Genomic DNA, 16,882 nt, shown 5'->3' on the forward strand with positions numbered 1-16,882 from the left:
CCGGCCGTGGTCCGTTCACCCGTGTGCCGGCGCGGCCCCGGTCGGCCTGGCTCAGCGCGCGCCGGCGGACAGGCGCGCCGCCGCGGTGCGGCTGCCGAGGGTGGCGGCACGCTGCAGCCAGCGGGTCGCCTGGACCGGATCGGGCGCCACCGTCGCGCCCTGCTGGTACGCCACGCCGAGGAAGTAGCTCATCTCCATGCGGCCGAAGCGGATCGCTTCCGGCGTCGACTTGCCCGAGCGCTTGACGATCAGCGGCACGTCGCCGCCGCCGTCCGCGAAGGTCTGCATCTGCGCGATCGTCTCGGCGAGGAATCGGTCGCGGGATTGCGCCGCCTTCTGCTTGTCCGGCAGGATGGCCACGAGCTGGTCGGCCAGGATCGGCAGCAGCTCGAAGGGCGTCATGCCGCCGCGCGTGCGCGGCGAGTACCAGGCGCGCAGCATCGCCTTGTCGAGCGGCTGCAGGCCTTCCGTCTGGGCGGTGAAGTAGCTCAGCACCGTGGGGCCTTCCGGGTGGCCGCGCACGCCCATGACGTGCATGGACTCGTGGTACGCGCAGCGTTGCGCGTCGCCGGCGCGCATCTTCATTTCCACCGTGTCCAGCTTGGCTTCCGTCCTGAAGTGCAGCTGCGTCACGCAAGGTTCGTTCTCCGACAGCGCTGCGTCCGGCACGATCTCGATGGTGACGTTGGCCGGGGCGGCCGGCTGGTCGCTCACGTCGGTGACCTTCAAGCCTGCCTCGGCCGCGACGTCGCGCAGCGCCTGCAGCGTGTGCTGCCGGTGCGCGGCGGCGTCGACGCCGGAGACGCGGACCGTGAGGTCCTCTTCCCAGCGGACGAGCCGGGTGGGAATGCCGCTCTGGTGCCACAGCACTTCCCACATGGTGTTCATGCCCTGGTCGAACTCATCGGCCTGCGCCAGGCACGGGCTGAACACTGCGGCCGCCAGGATGGCGGCGACACCGGTCTTGATCATCTACGCTGGCCCTTCCGTCGTCGAAGCAACAACAGTGGGGTAGGAGGCGTCCCACACAAGAAAGGTTTCAACGACGACGACGACCGGAAGCCTCTCCCGCAGAAAAATCCCGCGCTTCGCAGGCTCAGCGGGCGCCACAGACGAAAAAAGGGCTCCGGCGGATGCCGGAGCCCTCGCGACCGCTGAGGCGGTGCCGTTGCGGAACAGCGCGGCGGGGCTTCGCCCCGCTACGCCGTCCTGTCGCCTTACTTCCGCACGATCCCCTGCGTCACGCCGCCACCGAGGACGGGGTTGCTGGACCAGGCACGCACCTGGGTCGGCAGGACGCTCCAGCCACCAGCAGCCGTCGGGCTCTGGAAGGCGTTCGCGGAGAACGACTGGTCCAGGCTGAAGGTGTTGGTGTTCGTCACGCCCGTGGTGCCGATCTGGCATTCCGGCAAGGTGCCGGAGCCGTCGCAGGTCTTGCCGACGTTCGGTCCCTTTCCGATCGTGCCGTTCGCGAACGTGATCGAGATGGTCTGGCTGGCCTGGATCGTGTCCGTGCCATCCACGCGCCACCGCCCCTTGCCCGCCTCGAACTGCACCCGCGTCAGGGTGATGGTCTCGCCCGCGATGGCCGTGACCGTCGCCGTGCCGGTGTTCGTCGACTGGGCGCCGGCAGCGTCCACCACCTTGAAGCCGATGGCGAAGTTGCCGACGGCGTTGGGGGTGAAGGAGATGCTGCCGTTGACCGGGGTCGGCTGCGGGCCCAGTTCCGGCGGCCAGCTGGTGATCGCCGCGTTCTTCACGTCGGTGTTGCCGTCCGGGTCGCTCGCGTTGGCGATCAGGTTCAGCGACATGCGCACGCCCTGGACCGCGTTGGTCGCGGTGTTCCCGGCCACGGGCAGGTCGTTGACCGCCGTGATCGTGATGGCGGCGCTGGCCGGCTCGGAGGCGGGACCGCCGTTGACCGACACGGCGAAGGTGACGGAGTCGGTGCCGCTCACGTTCGGGTTCGGCGCGAAGTTCAGGAAGCCGTCCGGCGTCACCGTCGCGGTGCCCAGGCGGGCGCCCTGGATCACCGTCACTGCGACGGTAGCGGTGCCGGCACCCACCTGCTGGCGCAGCGGTTGGCCCTGGAAGGTGGTGTTCGCCAGCAGGTCGATCTGCACGCCCTGGCCGGCGGCGCAGCTCAGCGACGCGGTGGTGGCGCAGTCCTCGGAGACGCTACCGACCACGTTGGCCGCGGAGGCCTGGCCGGCGGCGACGGACATGCCGCGCTCGGTCTTGACCGGACGGAAGCCACCGCCGCCCTTCGAGGAGGCCACCTGCACCTGGCTCGGCGGCGACTTGATGCCCTTGACCGTGACCGAATTGGACACCAGTTCGGCGCCGGGGCCGCGGCCGCTGTAGACACCCGTGACCGGATCGGGCGTGCTGCCGAAGCCGGCGAGCGTCAGCACGGCCGTCGGGTCGCTGGACTGTGCCGTGACCGCGAGGGTGCCGCCATCCACCGGGCCGTTGTAGCCGGCGGAGTTGACGAGCACTTCGTCGGTGAGCTGCTTCAGCATGTACGCCGGCTGCGCCTGGCCCGCGCCGTTGCGCGCGCTGGTATCCACGATGCAGACGTGGGTCGCCGGCTTCGCGACGGGCGTGGTCATCTGCACCTGGCCCCAGTAGTCGGCGGTGCCTTCGTCGTTGACCAGGTTGGTGGGAGCGCCAGCGGGTGCCGCGTAGGGGCCTTGCGTGACGCTGCCGTCCGCGGCGATGGCGCCAGCGCAGGGCTCGGGCCAGAAGGCGAGCGTCGGCTTGACCTTGCCCTGCAACGGCTGGCCCGGCTGGCGTGCCTGCAAGGTGGCATTGCCGGTGGTGAACACATCCACGTCGGTGGCATTGCCGACGGCGTCGGCGCGGTAGACGGCACGCCCGCCGCTGACGCGGCCCGGCAGGTTCGCATTCGACAGCCGGCCCATCACGGTGAAGTTCGTCTCGCCGTCCAGCGTGTAGAAGACCGGTGCGTTGCGATCCGGCGTCGACGGGCGCACTTCGATGCGGAAGGTGTTGTGGTTGCGCAGCTTGCTCGTGCCGTCCGTGTCGTAGGTCGTGATGTCCGGCAGCGGGCTGCCGGTCACGGGGCCGACGCGGGCCGGATCGGCCAGGTACTTCTTGCCGGTGCCGGGCGCGGGAGTCGGGGCGCCGTTCAGCGCCACCAACTGGTCATAGAAGGGGTCGGTACCAGCCGGGCTGGTCTGCAGGTCCGGCATGGGAGGCACTTCGGAACCGCCGGCCACGGGCGAAGGCAGCAGGAAGGGGCCCAGCTTGCCGCCGAGGGCGCAGTCGAAGTTGCCGGGCGTGCAGGCAATGCCCACGTCCTCGGTCGCGAAGATGCGGTCGCCTGCCGCCTGGTCGAAATAGGTGACGTCGCTGAAGGGCGTGATCACGCGGTAGTCGCCATCGAAGGGCAGGGGGCGGATGTCGATGCGGTGCCGTGCGAAGACCGTCTGGTCTCCCTGGATGGGCAGTTCCGCCGCGAACGCCGCCTCGAGCGCGATCACCAGCTTGGCCCGGAAACCGTTGGCCGGGTCCAGCATCACGTTGTCGGCCGCGTACCAGAAGTGTTCGTCGAAGAAGTTCGTGGGGAACGCCTCGGGCAGGCCGCCCGCGGGACCGTCCGGCGGGGCCAGCAGGCACCAGCCGTTGTCCCATTCGGCCTGGGTGGTGAGGTCGCAGAATTCCAGCGTGATGCCGGTCTGGTCCTGGTACCAGGCCGGGAATCCGCCGACGCTGGGCGTGGGGTTCACGGGGCCGGCCCGCTCGAGGCCGGCGTAGGCCGGTGCCGCTGCGGCGCATGCCAGCAGTACTGCGGCGGAAATCGCGTGGAGCTTGGTCTTCATATTCAGCCTCTCTCTCTCGTCTCTTCTCCTGAAGTGGTTGGCTGGTGTTGCTGTGTGCAACGCCAGTGCGGTTCCTGCAAGGACCTGTAACGCACTGAACGTGCCAACCCTGCCTGCACATGCCAAAACGAGTCGAAAACGAGAATGAGTGCCGTTTGAGACAGGCACCAAAGTGCCGTTTCGGGGGCATTTCCCCGAAGGTGGGTGGGTGCCCGCCCCCAAGAGCGGGGGCGCTGGGGGCAAGCGATCGTTCCCTGCGCGAAGGTTCCGCTTGCCAGCGGGAACGGCCTGGGGGAAGGTGCCGAGCTCGGGGTACGAACGTTCTCTCTCGCCTCCCCCGAGCGGGGGACTACTGACGACCTAGGTATAATCCCCGATCCCGCGCGCGCTCCGCGCCCGCGCGAACCCTTCGCCTCCCGGCCGCTTGCGCGGCCTACTTCCTTCCCCGTTCCGATGGCATTGATCGTTCACAAATACGGCGGCACGTCCATGGGCTCGACCGAGCGCATCCGCAACGTTGCCAAGCGCGTGGCCAAGTGGGTGCGCGCCGGCCACCAGATGGTCGTGGTGCCCAGCGCCATGAGTGGCGAGACCAACCGCCTCCTGGGGCTAGCCAAGGAAGTCGCGCCGCCGAAGACGGACGCGGCGGTGCAGCGCGAGCTGGACATGCTGGCATCCACCGGCGAGCAGGTGTCCGTGGGCCTGCTGGCCCTGGCGCTGCAGGCCGAAGGCGTGCCCGCGGTCAGCTACGCGGGCTGGCAGGTGCCGGTGCTCACCAACGACGCCTACACCAAGGCCCGCATCGAGTCGATCGACGACGTGCGAGTGCGCAAGGAACTGGATGCCGGCAAGGTGGTCATCATCACCGGCTTCCAGGGCGTGGATCCGCAGGGCCACATCACCACGCTGGGCCGCGGCGGCAGCGACACCTCCGCGGTGGCGGTGGCGGCGGCGCTGAAGGCCGCCGAGTGCCTGATCTACACCGACGTGGACGGCGTCTACACGACCGACCCGCGCGTGGTGCCCGAGGCGCGCCGCCTCTGCACCGTCAGCTTCGAGGAAATGCTGGAGATGGCCTCCATGGGGTCCAAGGTCCTGCAGATCCGTTCGGTCGAATTCGCGGGCAAGTATCAGGTCCCGCTGCGCGTGCTTTCCAGCTTCACCCCGTGGGACATCCCGATCGAGGAAGAGGCGGTCTCCGGCACGCTGATCACTTTTGAGGAAGACGAGAAGATGGAACAAGCCGTCGTTTCCGGCATCGCGTTCAACCGCGACGAGGCCAAGATTTCGATCCTGGGCGTGCCCGACCGGCCGGGCATCGCCTACCAGATCCTCGGCGCCGTGGCGGACGCCAACATCGAGGTGGACGTGATCATCCAGAACGTCAGCCACGACGGCCGCACGGACTTCAGCTTCACGGTGCACCGCAACGACTACGCGCGCACGGTGGACGTGCTGAAGACGAAGGTGGTTCCTTCGCTGGGCACCGATCGCGTCGAGGGCGACACGCGCATCTGCAAGGTGTCGATCGTCGGCATCGGCATGCGCAGCCACGTGGGCATCGCTTCCAAGATGTTCCGCGCGCTGGCCGAGGAGGGCATCAACATCCAGATGATCTCCACCAGCGAGATCAAGACCTCGGTCGTGATCGACGAGAAGTACATGGAACTGGCCGTGCGCGCGCTGCATCGCGCTTTCGACCTGGACCAGCCGGCCTCGGCCGAATAAATTGCCGCACGGCCGGCTCCTGTCGAGCTGGCTTGCGGTATGATTCCATCCTTCGGAGCGGTGACCGAGTGGCCGAAGGTGCTCCCCTGCTAAGGGAGTATGCGGGCAAAAACCTGCATCCAGGGTTCGAATCCCTGTCGCTCCGCCAGAAATCAGGAAAGACGGGCCCTTGCGGCCCGTTTCCTTTTGTGGGCTGCAGATTGGCCTGCAAGGACCGCGCCGATGCTGGCGCGGCCAGGGACCACGAACCCTCCGTGGCCCTTGGGTCCCCGCCTCCTCGTCACGTCGCAACGCATCCGGCTTCGTGCACAGGTGGAGATCGATGCCGCGACGGCTGACAATCCGTTCTCCAAGGACCCAGAGGTGTCTGCCCATGTCTACGAAGTCCCCGAAACCGGCGACCTGGAAGTCATCCGGCAGTGCTGCTGACATTTCGTCGATGAGCGACGCACAACTGGCGCGGGTAACCAAGCTGCTGGTGGAGCTGAAGGCGCAGGGGATGACCGCGGAGGAGGCGTTCGCGTTCATCCTGCGCCAGGCCGCGGAGCGCCGCAAGAAGGTCCAGGCGGACGACTCGAACATGGTGCCCCCGCGCCGGGTCTGGGGGACGAAACCGCTGCCGGAATAGCCGTGGAGTCGGTCGGCGCCTCTCCTTCGCGAGGCCTGGAACGCATGCGCGCTCACTCTGCGGAGCCGCACATCGGCAACCCGGCGAGACCCTGATGTCATCGCCGGGCAGATCGGCATCATGAACCGATGCTGCCCGAGAACGCCCCCGACACCGCCGACATGCACTCCCCCGGCTTGAGCTTGGCTGCGCAGCGCGCAGGCAAGGCCTTGGCCAAGCTCAGTGACGCCGAACTGCTGTCTGTCCTGGGCGTCGAACTGCAGCGCCGGGGGCTGCAACATCTCGGTGTGTTGCCGAAGCCGCGAGCGAAGGCGACCAGGCTGAAGGCTGTCGAACGCGAGCAGATGCTGCTGGCGCTGCCGGTTCACGACGACATGCGCGACCGATAGCGCCGTGGGAACGGTCGAAAGTCGAAGAGTTCGATGGGATCTCCGGGCACGATCCCGCGGGGTGCGTGGCTGGATGCCTCAGGGACTCGGACTCCGCCCGGGAGGGAGATGCCGGGTCAGCTGCTCGGGCAGGAACAGCGCGTTGACCAAGGTGCTCCCCTCGAACCAGGCGCAGTAGACATGGTCAGGTGTGCACCAGAGGACCGTCATCTTCGGTCCGCTGCTGCCTTCCTGCACTTGGTCTCCGGGTTGAAAGGGGTCCACAAGTGAAGTGTGAATGAGCGCTTCCGGGAGGGGCGTGCACAAGTTCCGCGCCGCCCGATAAACCTGAATGTGGACCGAACGACTGCAGCGCGGGCGCTACAGCCGCGGGATGTATTGAACGCAGGCGAGGCTGGAACACCGCGCAGGTGGCATTCCATCCTGCCGGCGGAAAGGAGGGTGGACGCCGGTAGAATCGACTGCAAGGCCAGTACTGGCGCGGGCTTGACAGAGTCTCGCTCCGCCACACTCCAGGGCCGCCCTGTGCGGCCTTGTTCTTTCCCGGACCACGAGGCGCGCCATGCCATCCGATTTCGCCGGCACCCTGGTGCTGGTCTTCAGCTGCGCTCTCACCTTCCTCCTCGCGCGAGTCCTCTCGCGCAAGTGGCGCGAGAAGCGCAGGAAGAAGGAAGAAGCCGAGCGCCGCGCCGCCGAAAGCCGCCAGGTCCGGCGGGCGCGGGAACGGCGCACCCAATAAGGAAGCCGCCCGAAGGCGGCTTCCAGCTCCCACGTCGTCCTTGTTGTCAGTGGGCGGCCGGCTTGTCGCACCCGCTCGCCTTGTCCTGTCGCTCGCTGCGTCGTCTCTCCCTTGCTGCCTCGGGCTTGCGCACCCCGTCGGCCTGCCAGGGCAGGCCATAGGAATTCGCCGTCACCGCCAGGATGGCGGGCACCCGCTGCAGGATCGACGCTGTTCTTGGATTGCTCATGTCGTTCTGTCCTGTCGTACCACCCTGCCTTCTTGTCTTGTCTGTGTGACTGCAGTGAGGGAAGTATCGACGGGGCTGGGATGACGCCGTGACAGCGCGCTGCGGGAGCGGAGGTCAGCGGTATCTGACATCCAGCTCGGCTGGCAGCGGCAAGGGCTGCCTCCGGCGCGCGCCCAGCTGGCGCAGAAGCACGGGCACGACCAGCACCGCACCCACGAGCGTCACCCAGAGCCCGGGCGCGATCAGCAGGAGCGCCGAGGCCAGGCACAGCAGCTGTTCCCAGCGCTTCATCTCCACCAGGAAGAAGCGGCTCAGTGCCGCCGCGAGCACCACGATTCCGAGCACGCAGCCGACGAAGGTGACCGCGAAGTCGTAGAAGGTGAAGCCCTTCGCCACAAGCAGCAGCGAAGGCGAGAACACGAACACGAAGGGCACCAGCGCTTTCGCGAGCCCGAGCCGGAAGGCCGTGTTGCCGGTGCGGAACGGGTCGCTGCCGGCCATGCCCGCGGCCGCATAGGCGGCCAGCGCCACCGGCGGCGTGATGTCCGCCAGCACGCCGTAGTAGAAGACGAAGAAGTGCGCCACCAGCGGCTGCACTCCCAGCTGCACCAGCGTCGGCGCGGCCACGGTGACCATGATGATGTAGTTCGCCGTCGTGGGGATGCCGCATCCCATCAGGATGCAGACGATGGCCGTCATGGCCAGCGCGGCGAACAGGGTGAGCGACTGCAGGTCCGCCACGAAGGCCGGCAGCACGGCGGACACGCCCCCCGCGATCACCTGCGCCCAGCCCGTGATGATGGAGCTGATCTTGAAGCCCACGCCGGTGAGCGTCACCACGCCGATCACGATGCCCACCGTGGCCGCCGCGGCGCCGACGGCGAGCGCGTACTTGGCGCCGGTCTCGAAGGCCTCCACCAGCACGCCGTGGCCGATGCGGCCGGTGATGCCGGCCAGCTTCCAGCCGGCCAGGGCGATCGCCACGCCGGCGGCGAACAAGGCCATCTTGATCTCGTCGGTCCGCGGCCCGAGCTCCGCGAAGCCGATCAGCATCAGCAGCGCGTGCAGCGCCACGAACAGCGCCCAGTTCGCCGGCCGGTTGCCGCTGGCGCGCGTGGTGAGCCCCACGATCGCGCAGGAGCTGATGCCGGTGAAGGCCGCGAGGTAGGGCGTGCGGCCCGACACCAGGATGCCGACCAGCAGGAGCAGCGGGACCAGCGTCGGCCAGCGCTGCTTCAGCGACTCGCGCAGCTTCGGCATCTCCTCCTCGGTCAGCCCGCGCAGGCCGTGGCGCTTCGCCTCGAAGTGCACCTGCATGAAGACGCCGAAGAAGTGCATGAAGGCCGGCACCACGGCCGCGGCGATGATGGTCTGGTAGGAGACGTTGAGGAACTCCACCATCAGGAAGGCCGCGGCGCCCAGCACCGGCGGCGTGATCTGCCCGCCGGTGGAGGAGGCCGCTTCCACCGCGCCGGCGAACTCGCGCCGGTAGCCGACGCGGATCATCGCGGGAATGGTGAGCGAGCCCACGGTCACCGCGTTGGCGACCGAGGAGCCCGAGAGCATGCCGAACATCGCCGAGCCGAACACGCTGACCTTGGCCGGGCCGCCGGCGTAGCGCCCGGCGACCGTGGAGGCGATGTCGAGGAACAGCTGGCCGAGGCCGATGCGCGTGGCCATCACGCCGAACAGCACGAAGTGGAATACGTAGGTGGCCACCACCCCCACCGCCACGCCGTAGATGCCCTGGCTGGTGAGGTACTGGTGGTTGATCATCTGGCTCCAGGTGGCGCCGGCGTGCTTCAGCAGGCCCGGGAACCAGGGGCCGGCCAGCGCGTAGGCGGTGAAGCCGAGGGCGATCAGCGGCAGCGGCCAGCCCATGGAGCGGCGCGTCGCCTCGATCAGCGTCACGAACAGCAGCGAGCCGAACACGACGTCCGCCAGGCCGGGGTTGCCGACCCGGAAGGCGAGGTCGTCGAAGACCCAGGGGATGTAGAGCACGCTGGCGGCGCAGGCGAGTGCCAGCAGCCAGTCGGTCCAGGGCACGCCGCCGGGGGAGTGCCAACTGCTGCGCGCGGGCTCGCCGTAGTGCCGCCGCGTGCGCGGAAAGACCAGGAAGATCAGCCCCAGCACGAAGGCGAGGTGGACGCCCCGGTGCGTGGTCTCGCGCAGCAGGCCGAAGCCGGCCGTCCAGTAGTGGAAGCAGGACAGCGCGATCAGCAGCGCCATCACGATCCAGGTGGCGGGCGGCACGGTGGGCCGGAACCGCATCTCCGGGTCGAACTTCTCTTCCAGTTCCTGCAGCTTGCGCTCGTCGAGCGCCGGGGCCGTGGTCATTCGCCGGGAGCGGCTCTTACTTGATCAGGCCGGCTTCCTTGTAGAACTTCTCGGCGCCCGGGTGGAAGGGGATGCCGACGCCCTGCACCGCGTTCTCGCGCGTGATGAACCTGCCCTTGGCGTGGCCGGCGGCGAGCGTCTTCTGCGCGCCCTCGCTGTACATGGCCTTGGTGATCTCGTAGACCGTCTGCGTGTCCAGCTTCGCGCTGGTCACGAGCTGGGCACCCACGGCCAGCGTCTGCACGGCCGGCACGTCCTTGTAGGTGTTGGCCGGGATGGTGTCGACGGCGAAATAGGGGCTGGACTTGCGCAGGGCGTCGGCCTGCGCGCCGGCGATCGGCACCAGCTCGATGCCCACGCCGCTGGACGCCAGTTCCGCGATGGCGCCGGCCGGCGCGCCGCCGACGAAGAAGAAGGCGTCGAGCGAGCCGTCCTTCAGCTTGTCGCCGGCCTGGTTCGGCTTGATGTAGTCCGGCCTGATGTCGGATTCCTTGACGCCCCAGGCGGCCAGCACCATGCGGGCGTTGATCAGCGTGCCGGAGCCGGGTTCGTCCAGCGCCACGCGCTTGCCCTTGAGGTCGGCCACGCTCCTGATGCCCGAGCCCTTCTTCACCACCAGGTGCAGGCTCTCGGGGTAGAGGTTGGCGATCATGCGCAGGTCCGTCACCTTGCCCTTGCCTTCGAAGGCGCCGGTGCCGGTGTAGGCCCAGGTCGCCACGTCGGCCTGCGACAGGCCGGCTTCGAGCGAGCCTCCGGCGATGGCATTGACGTTGGCCAGGGAGCCGTTGCTCGCCTGCGCGGTCGCGACGATCTTGCCCGGCTGCGACACCGCGTTGGCGATCATGCCGCCCACGGGGTAGTAGGTGCCGGCGGTGCCGCCGGTGCCGATGCGGAAGAACTGCTGCGCGTGCGCGCTGGCGGCGAAGGCGAAGACGGTGGCGAAAGCGGCGGCCCAATTCCTGAAGGTCATCGATCTCTCCTCGGTGCGGCGGAAGAGCGAGTAGACCATCCGGGCCGGGGCGCGGCGCTAGTGGAATTCACGGGGTCGCGCCCTCCCGCCAGCGGGAGCGGGAGAGGGAGCGCCTCAGCGCTTCGGCGGGTCCTCGTCGTCGATCGACGCGCTCCAGCGGTCGCCCCAGCCCGCGCGCTGCGCCTCATCGAGCTCGCGCCGTCCGCGCTTGGTCGGGCGCCCGTGCTCGATGGCCAGCGCCGGCTCGCGCGCGAAGCGGCGCTGCTCCGTCGCACGCTGGCGTTCCGCGAGGCTCTCCGGCGTTTCCTCGTACAGCTCCTGCGCCACCGGCGCCGGGCCGCGCACGTCCGACAGGCCCTTGACCAGCACGGTGCGCGTGACGCCCTCGCGCCGCATGGAGACGGTGTCGCCCACCTTCACCTCGCGCGCGGGCTTGGCCGCCTGGCCGTTGATGGCCACGCGGCCCTTGTCGATTTCATCGGTCGCCAGGCTGCGCGTCTTGTAGAACCGCGCCGCCCACAGCCACTTGTCGATCCGCAACCTGTCCATCAGCGCCCGCACGGCCGCCCGAAGGGCGCTGACGGCCCCCTCGGGGGGCAGGGAGTTACACGGAGTGAACGACCGTGGGGTCTCATGCAGCTGCATTTTCCGCCAGCGGCAGGCGCACGGTGGCATCCAACCCGGCCGTGTGCGTGCCGTTTGCACGATTTTCCAGCTGGATGGTGCCGCCCAGCGCCCGCACGATCTCGTGGCAGATCGCCAGGCCCAGGCCCGAGCCGCTGCGGACGTCGCCGGCGGAGAAGGGCTGGAAGAGCCGCGATCGAAGCTCTTCCGGCAGCCCCGTCCCGCTGTCGCTCACGACCAGGACCGCCCCCGTTTCCCCCGCCTCCACCCGCACCGACAGCGCGCCGCCGGCGGGCGTGTGCTTCACCGCGTTGTGCAGCAGGTTGCGCGAGAGCTCGCGCAGCATCCACTCGTGCGCCCGCACCGGCGCCGCAACCGTCTCGATCTCGAAATCGATGTCCTTGTCGGCGATGAGAGGCGCGAGTTCCAGCGCCATGGCGCGCACCGCCTCGGCCAGGTCGTTGACCTGGTCCTCGCTCTGCTGGCGCACCTGCTCCACCTTCGCCAGCGCCAGCATCTGGTTGGCCAGCACGGTCGCGCGCTCGACGGTGTCGTTGATCTCCAGCAGCGCCTGCCGCGGCTCGACGTCCCCCCGCAGCGCCGACTGCACCTGCGCCTTCAGCACCGCCAGCGGCGTGCGCAGCTGGTGCGAGGTGTCGCGCACGAAGCGCTTCTGGTTGTCCAGCAGGAGCGCGAGCCGCGTCATCACCTGGTTGGTGGCGTCCACCAGCGGCAGCAACTCGCGCGGGGCGCCCGCCGCCGGCAGCGGCGTGAGGTCGCCTTCGGGGCGGTCCTGCAGTTCGTTGCTCAGGCGCCGCACCGGCCGGGTGGCGCCCTGCACGACCACCACGACCACCAGTGCGATCACCGCGACCAGCCCGACCTGCTGCAAGAGGAAGTCGGACAGCACGCGCCGCGTGAGGCGCCGGCGCAGTTCCAGCGTCTCGGCCACCTGGATCACGGCCATCCCGCGCCCGTTGGGCGTGGCCACCGGCTGCAGCAGCACGGCCACCCGCACCTGGTTGTCGCGGAAACTGGTGTCGTAGAAATCGACCAGCGCCGCGTAAGGCGGCTGCGGCGGGATGCGCCCGTGCCAGAAGGGGAGGTCCCCGAAGCCGGAGACCAGCTGGCCGTGGAGGTCGGAGACGCGGTAGTACATGCGCGTCTGCAGGTCCGCCTCGAAGGCCTCCAGTGCCGAATAAGGCACGGTGGCGCGCAGCACGGCGTGCTCGTCGAAGCCGCGCACCTCGAGCTGTTCGCCGATCGACTTGGCCGAGGCGAGCAGGGTCCGGTCGTAGGCCGTGTTCACCGCCTGCAGCGTCTGCCGGTACAGGGACACCGCGCTCACCAGGATCACGGCGCCCACCGGCAGCAGGATGCCCGCGAGCAGGTAGCGCCGCAGCGAAACCGGGTGGACCGTCACTCGCCGGCCTTGAGCAGGTAGCCCAGCCCGCGCAGCGTCACCAGCTTGACGCCCGTGTGCGCGAGCTTCTTGCGCAGCCGGTACACGACCACCTCGATCGCCTCGTACTGCACGTCGGCCTCGCCGGGGAACACCAGCTCGAACAGGCGTTCCTTGGGCACCGCGTGGCCGGGGCGCGCCAGCAGCGCCTGCAGCAGGGCCGCCTCGCGCGGCGCCAACTCCAGGATCTCGTCGCGGAAATGGATGGCGCCGCTCTGGCGGTCCCAGTGCAGCCCGCCGATGCCCGGGTCGACCGCGGCCGGCTGGCCCGCAGGCGCCCGGCGCCGGTGCAGGGCGCGCAGGCGGGCCTCCAGCTCGTCGAGGTCGAAAGGCTTGGGCAGATAGTCGTCCGCGCCGCTGTTGAGGCCCATGACGCGGTCGCCCACCGTGCCGCGGGCGGTGAGGATCAGCACCGGGGTGCCCAGGCCGCTGCGCCGGGCTTCCTCCAGCACCAGCAGGCCGTCCATGCCGGGCAGGGTCAGGTCCAGCATGACCACGTCCGGCGGCGACTTCTTCCAGCGCTCCAGGGCCAGCAGGCCGTCGCCGCACACCACCACCTCCATGCCGCGCTTGGTCAGGGTGCGCTGCAGCGCCGTCTGCATGGAGGGGTCGTCTTCGACCAGGAGGAGCTTCATTGCCGGAACCATAACTCGGCTGGATGACTAGTGTTTTCCCTAATCCTTTGGACAGCCGAATGACAGCGTGGCGACCCACCATGGGCGTTCCCAAAGAAGGAGACACGATCTCATGCGTCGCAATGAATTCCTGAAGACGATGGCCGCGCTGGCCGCCGCCGGCGCGTTGCCGCTGTCGGCCCGCGCCGCCGCCAACGTGAAGATGATGATCCCCGCCAACCCGGGCGGCGGCTGGGACACGACCGGCCGTGCCCTGGGCAAGGCGCTGCAGGACGCCAAGGCGGCCGACAGCGTCACCTACGACAACAAGGGCGGCGCCGCCGGCGCGCTGGGCCTGGCCCAGTTCGTCAACGGCAGCAAGGGCGACCCGAACGCGCTGATGGTGATGGGCGCGGTGATGGTCGGCGGCATCATCACCGGCAAGCCGCCGGTGGACCTGAAGGCGGCCACGCCGCTGGCGCGCCTGACCAGCGAGTACAACGTCTACGTGCTGCCGGCCAACTCGCCCTTCAAGACGATGGCCGACGTGGTCGCCCAGTTGAAGAAGGACCCCGGCAGCGTCAAGTGGGGCGGCGGTTCGCGCGGCTCCACCGAGCACATCGCCGCGGCGATGCTGGCGCGCGAAGTCGGCGTCGATCCCGCCAAGATCAACTACGTGGCCTTCCGTGGGGGCGGCGAGGCGACCGCGGCCATCCTGGGCGGCAACGTCACGGTGGGCGGCTCCGGCTACAGCGAGTTCGCCGAGTACATCAAGACCGGCAAGATGAGGGCCATCGCCGTCACCTCGCCGAGCCGCCTGAAGGGCATCGACGTTCCCACGCTGAAGGAGCAGGGCATCAACGTCGAACTGGGCAACTGGCGCGGCGTGTACGGCGCCCCCGGCATCAGCGCCGAACAGCGCAAGGGCCTGATCGACATGGTCACCCGGGCCCTGAAGACCAAGTCCTGGGAAGAGGCGATGCAGAAGAACGACTGGACCCCCGCGGTCCTGACGGGCGACGCGTTCTCGGCCTTCGTCGACGACGAATTCGCCAAGCTGCGCGCCACCATGGCCAAGGCCGGCATGATCTGACGCCGCTGCGGCGCCGCGACGCCCGGTGCAACGCCGGGCGTTTTTCTTTGCAGAGTCCCGCGGAGGGCAGAACCATGAACACACAACCATCTTTCCGCGTCGAGGCGCTGGTCGGGGCGGCGGTCGCCCTCACCGGGCTCGGCCTGGCCGCGGGCGCCTTCACCATCCCGGGCGAGGCCGGCTACGGCGGCGTCGGCCCCAACTTCCTGCCCTGGCTCGTGGCCGTCGTCCTGACGCTGTGCGGCATCCTGATCGTGCGCGAGGCGATGACCGGCGGCTTCCACGACATGGAGGCGCCCTCGGGCGCCGAGCGCGGCTGGTGGCCCGGGCTGGCCTGGGTCTCCGCGGGGCTGCTGCTGAACGCGGCCCTGATCACCACCATCGGCTTCATCCTGAGCTGCACCCTGTGCTACCTGCTGGCGGTGCAGGGGCTGCGGCGGGCGCAGGGGCAGCGCGCTTCCGCGCCCGGCGTGCTGGCGACCGACCTCGTGTCCGGGTTGTTCATTTCCGCGCCGGTGTACTGGACCTTCACCAAGTTCCTGGCCATCAACCTCCCCGGCCTCACGGGCACCGGCTGGATCTGAGATGGACATCTTCGCCTCCCTCCTGCACGGCTTCGCCACGGCGATCAGCCCGGTCAACCTGCTGTGGGCCTTCGTCGGCTGCGTGCTCGGCACCGCGGTCGGCGTGCTGCCCGGCATCGGCCCGGCGGTGGCCGTCGCCATGCTGCTGCCGATCACGGCCAAGGTGGACATCACCGCCTCGATGATCTTCTTCGCCGGCATCTACTACGGCGCGATGTACGGCGGCTCCACCACCTCGATCCTGCTGAACACGCCGGGCGAGACGGCCAGCATGGTCACCGCCATGGAAGGCAACAAGATGGCCAAGAGCGGCCGCGCCGGACAGGCGCTGGCCACCGCCGCCATCGGCTCCTTCGTGGCCGGCACGATCGCCACCGTCATCGTCACGATGTTCGCGCCGACCGTCGCGGAGTTCGCGGTGAAGCTCGGGCCGCCGGAGTACTTCCTGCTGATGGTGCTGGCCTTCACCACCGTGAGCGCGGTGCTGGGGCAGAGCACGCTGCGCGGCATGACGTCGCTGTTCCTCGGCCTCGCGCTGGGCCTGGTCGGCATGGACCAGATCTCGGGCCAGGCGCGCTACACCGGCGGCATCCCGGAACTGCTCGATGGCGTCGAGATCGTGCTGGTGGCGGTGGGCCTGTTCGCCGTGGCGGAGGTCCTGTACTTCGCGCTGTACGAGGGCCGCACCGTCGAGACGCAGAACAGGATGAGCCGCGTGTACATGTCCAAGCGCGACTGGGCCCGCTCGATCCCGGCGTGGCTCCGCGCCACCTTCATCGGCGCGCCCTTCGGCTGCATCCCTGCCGGCGGCACCGAGATCCCGACCTTCCTGTCCTATGCGGTGGAGAAGAAGCTGGCCAAGGGCCAGGACCGGGAGGAGTTCGGCACTACCGGCGCCATCGAGGGCGTGGCGGGGCCGGAAGCGGCCAACAACGCCACCGTGACGACGGCGCTGATCCCGCTGCTGACGCTGGGCATCCCCACCTCCAACACGACGGCGATCCTGCTGGGGGCGTTCCAGAACTACGGCATCCAGCCGGGGCCGCAGCTGTTCACGACCTCCGCCGCGCTGGTGTGGGCGCTGATCGCCTCGCTGTACATCGGCAACGTGATGCTGCTGATCCTGAACCTGCCGCTGGTGAAGCTGTGGGTGCAGCTGCTGAAGATCCCCAAGCCGCAGCTCTATGCCGGCATCCTGATCTTCGCGACCGTGGGCGCCTACGGCATGCGCCAGAGCGCCTTCGATCTCGTGCTGCTGTGGGCGATCGGCCTGGTGGGCGTGCTGATGCGGCGCTTCGACTTCCCCACCGCGCCGGTGGTGGTCGGCATGATCCTGGGACCGCTGGCCGAGGCGCAACTGCGCAACGCGGTGTCGATCGGCGAGGGCAGCGCGCGCGTGTTCTTCGATCGCCCCATGTCGCTGGCGCTGATCCTGGTCATCGTGCCGGTGCTGGCGCTGCCGCGGCTGTACCGCTTCGTGCAGGCGCGCAGGAACGGGCGGGTCGTGCTGCAGCACGGAGGCGTGGAGCCCTGATGCGAAAAGGCCTGCGAATGCAGGCCATTCTTGCTGGAGGGACCCAAGAAACCAGACAGCCGAACGCAGAGGGCGCAGAGAAGCGCAGAGGGCGCAGAAGAACAAC

At 69.1% G+C, this 16,882-nt stretch carries 16 protein-coding genes and 1 tRNA gene; 8 read left to right on the forward strand and 9 right to left on the reverse strand.

The annotated features are described in order from the left end of the window. Positions 1 to 51 precede the first annotated feature (51 nt). Positions 52 to 972 (reverse strand): hypothetical protein, encoded by a 921-nt coding sequence (locus JJ685_RS27310; protein ID WP_201677544.1) that lies wholly within the window; start codon positions 970 to 972, stop codon positions 52 to 54. A gap of 245 nt (positions 973 to 1,217) precedes the next feature. Beyond that, the gene (locus JJ685_RS27315; RefSeq protein ID WP_201677545.1) at positions 1,218 to 3,845 is read right to left on the reverse strand and encodes an Ig-like domain-containing protein; all 2,628 of its coding nucleotides are present in this window, start codon (positions 3,843 to 3,845) and stop codon (positions 1,218 to 1,220) included. Positions 3,846 to 4,298: 453 nt separating this feature from the next. Here JJ685_RS27315 and JJ685_RS27320 point away from each other — a divergent pair, with 453 nt between their 5' ends. The 4 genes from JJ685_RS27320 (at position 4,299) to JJ685_RS27335 (ending at position 6,590) form a co-directional block, all read left to right on the forward strand. After that, positions 4,299 to 5,573: an aspartate kinase gene (locus JJ685_RS27320; RefSeq protein WP_201677546.1), complete on the forward strand. Its 1,275-nt coding sequence runs from the start codon at positions 4,299 to 4,301 to the stop codon at positions 5,571 to 5,573. A gap of 54 nt (positions 5,574 to 5,627) precedes the next feature. Beyond that, positions 5,628 to 5,721: transfer RNA gene (locus tag JJ685_RS27325), tRNA-Ser, on the forward strand. 291 nt (positions 5,722 to 6,012) lie between these two features. Continuing rightward, positions 6,013 to 6,201: a hypothetical protein gene (locus JJ685_RS27330; RefSeq protein WP_201677547.1), complete on the forward strand. Its 189-nt coding sequence runs from the start codon at positions 6,013 to 6,015 to the stop codon at positions 6,199 to 6,201. Between the two features lie 128 nt (positions 6,202 to 6,329). Continuing rightward, a complete protein-coding gene (locus tag JJ685_RS27335) occupies positions 6,330 to 6,590 on the forward strand; it encodes a hypothetical protein (protein ID WP_201677548.1) in 261 nt (86 codons plus the stop codon). A gap of 78 nt (positions 6,591 to 6,668) precedes the next feature. Here the strand turns inward: JJ685_RS27335 and JJ685_RS30520 are convergent, their stop codons facing one another. Continuing rightward, positions 6,669 to 6,854, reverse strand: a complete 186-nt coding sequence (locus JJ685_RS30520; RefSeq protein WP_408015504.1) for a DUF2158 domain-containing protein — start codon at positions 6,852 to 6,854, stop codon at positions 6,669 to 6,671. A 298-nt stretch (positions 6,855 to 7,152) separates the two neighbouring features. Between JJ685_RS30520 and JJ685_RS27345 the strand changes: the two genes are divergently transcribed. After that, the gene (locus JJ685_RS27345; RefSeq protein ID WP_201677550.1) at positions 7,153 to 7,329 is read left to right on the forward strand and encodes a hypothetical protein; all 177 of its coding nucleotides are present in this window, start codon (positions 7,153 to 7,155) and stop codon (positions 7,327 to 7,329) included. A 46-nt stretch (positions 7,330 to 7,375) separates the two neighbouring features. Here JJ685_RS27345 and JJ685_RS27350 read toward each other — a convergent pair whose 3' ends face one another. The 6 genes from JJ685_RS27350 to JJ685_RS27375 form a co-directional block, all read right to left on the reverse strand. Beyond that, positions 7,376 to 7,558 (reverse strand): hypothetical protein, encoded by a 183-nt coding sequence (locus JJ685_RS27350; protein ID WP_201677551.1) that lies wholly within the window; start codon positions 7,556 to 7,558, stop codon positions 7,376 to 7,378. A gap of 114 nt (positions 7,559 to 7,672) precedes the next feature. Beyond that, a complete protein-coding gene (locus JJ685_RS27355) occupies positions 7,673 to 9,895 on the reverse strand; it encodes a TRAP transporter permease (RefSeq protein ID WP_201677552.1) in 2,223 nt (740 codons plus the stop codon). 16 nt (positions 9,896 to 9,911) lie between these two features. Next, on the reverse strand, positions 9,912 to 10,865 hold the full coding sequence (locus JJ685_RS27360) for a TAXI family TRAP transporter solute-binding subunit (protein ID WP_201677553.1): 954 nt from the start codon (positions 10,863 to 10,865) through the stop codon (positions 9,912 to 9,914). 114 nt (positions 10,866 to 10,979) lie between these two features. Then, positions 10,980 to 11,414 carry an RNA-binding S4 domain-containing protein gene (locus JJ685_RS27365; RefSeq protein ID WP_201677554.1) on the reverse strand — a complete coding sequence of 145 codons (435 nt, stop codon included), beginning with the start codon at positions 11,412 to 11,414 and terminating at the stop codon, positions 10,980 to 10,982. Between the two features lie 82 nt (positions 11,415 to 11,496). Beyond that, positions 11,497 to 12,912: a sensor histidine kinase gene (locus JJ685_RS27370; protein ID WP_201677555.1), complete on the reverse strand. Its 1,416-nt coding sequence runs from the start codon at positions 12,910 to 12,912 to the stop codon at positions 11,497 to 11,499. Next, a complete protein-coding gene (locus tag JJ685_RS27375) occupies positions 12,909 to 13,586 on the reverse strand; it encodes a response regulator (protein WP_408015505.1) in 678 nt (225 codons plus the stop codon). Before JJ685_RS27375 ends, JJ685_RS27370 begins: the two co-directional genes overlap by 4 nt. A gap of 112 nt (positions 13,587 to 13,698) precedes the next feature. Between JJ685_RS27375 and JJ685_RS27380 the strand changes: the two genes are divergently transcribed. The 3 genes from JJ685_RS27380 (at position 13,699) to JJ685_RS27390 (ending at position 16,776) form a co-directional block, all read left to right on the forward strand. Beyond that, on the forward strand, positions 13,699 to 14,658 hold the full coding sequence (locus JJ685_RS27380) for a Bug family tripartite tricarboxylate transporter substrate binding protein (RefSeq protein ID WP_201677557.1): 960 nt from the start codon (positions 13,699 to 13,701) through the stop codon (positions 14,656 to 14,658). A 74-nt stretch (positions 14,659 to 14,732) separates the two neighbouring features. Beyond that, positions 14,733 to 15,242, forward strand: a complete 510-nt coding sequence (locus JJ685_RS27385; RefSeq protein ID WP_201677558.1) for a tripartite tricarboxylate transporter TctB family protein — start codon at positions 14,733 to 14,735, stop codon at positions 15,240 to 15,242. A gap of 1 nt (position 15,243) precedes the next feature. Further along, positions 15,244 to 16,776: a tripartite tricarboxylate transporter permease gene (locus JJ685_RS27390; protein ID WP_201677559.1), complete on the forward strand. Its 1,533-nt coding sequence runs from the start codon at positions 15,244 to 15,246 to the stop codon at positions 16,774 to 16,776. The last annotated feature ends 106 nt before the right edge of the window (positions 16,777 to 16,882 follow it).

The organism is Ramlibacter monticola (assembly GCF_016722785.1).
In the GTDB taxonomy this organism is placed as follows: Bacteria; Pseudomonadota; Gammaproteobacteria; order Burkholderiales; family Burkholderiaceae_C; genus Ramlibacter; species Ramlibacter monticola.

Bases quoted from the DNA above. Each gene is read 5' to 3' on its own strand.
- JJ685_RS27380 (WP_201677557.1), top strand. From the start codon at position 13,699: ATGCGTCGCAATGAATTCCTGAAGACGATGGCCGCGCTGGCCGCCGCC.
- JJ685_RS27350 (WP_201677551.1), bottom strand. From the start codon at position 7,558: ATGAGCAATCCAAGAACAGCGTCGATCCTGCAGCGGGTGCCCGCCATC.
- JJ685_RS27330 (WP_201677547.1), top strand. From the start codon at position 6,013: ATGAGCGACGCACAACTGGCGCGGGTAACCAAGCTGCTGGTGGAGCTG.
- JJ685_RS27355 (WP_201677552.1), bottom strand. From the start codon at position 9,895: ATGACCACGGCCCCGGCGCTCGACGAGCGCAAGCTGCAGGAACTGGAA.
- JJ685_RS27365 (WP_201677554.1), bottom strand. From the start codon at position 11,414: ATGGACAGGTTGCGGATCGACAAGTGGCTGTGGGCGGCGCGGTTCTAC.
- JJ685_RS27360 (WP_201677553.1), bottom strand. From the start codon at position 10,865: ATGACCTTCAGGAATTGGGCCGCCGCTTTCGCCACCGTCTTCGCCTTC.
- JJ685_RS27385 (WP_201677558.1), top strand. From the start codon at position 14,733: ATGAACACACAACCATCTTTCCGCGTCGAGGCGCTGGTCGGGGCGGCG.
- JJ685_RS27375 (WP_408015505.1), bottom strand. From the start codon at position 13,586: ATGAAGCTCCTCCTGGTCGAAGACGACCCCTCCATGCAGACGGCGCTG.
- JJ685_RS27335 (WP_201677548.1), top strand. From the start codon at position 6,330: ATGCTGCCCGAGAACGCCCCCGACACCGCCGACATGCACTCCCCCGGC.
- JJ685_RS27315 (WP_201677545.1), bottom strand. From the start codon at position 3,845: ATGAAGACCAAGCTCCACGCGATTTCCGCCGCAGTACTGCTGGCATGC.
- JJ685_RS27390 (WP_201677559.1), top strand. From the start codon at position 15,244: ATGGACATCTTCGCCTCCCTCCTGCACGGCTTCGCCACGGCGATCAGC.
- JJ685_RS27310 (WP_201677544.1), bottom strand. From the start codon at position 972: ATGATCAAGACCGGTGTCGCCGCCATCCTGGCGGCCGCAGTGTTCAGC.
- JJ685_RS27345 (WP_201677550.1), top strand. From the start codon at position 7,153: ATGCCATCCGATTTCGCCGGCACCCTGGTGCTGGTCTTCAGCTGCGCT.
- JJ685_RS27320 (WP_201677546.1), top strand. From the start codon at position 4,299: ATGGCATTGATCGTTCACAAATACGGCGGCACGTCCATGGGCTCGACC.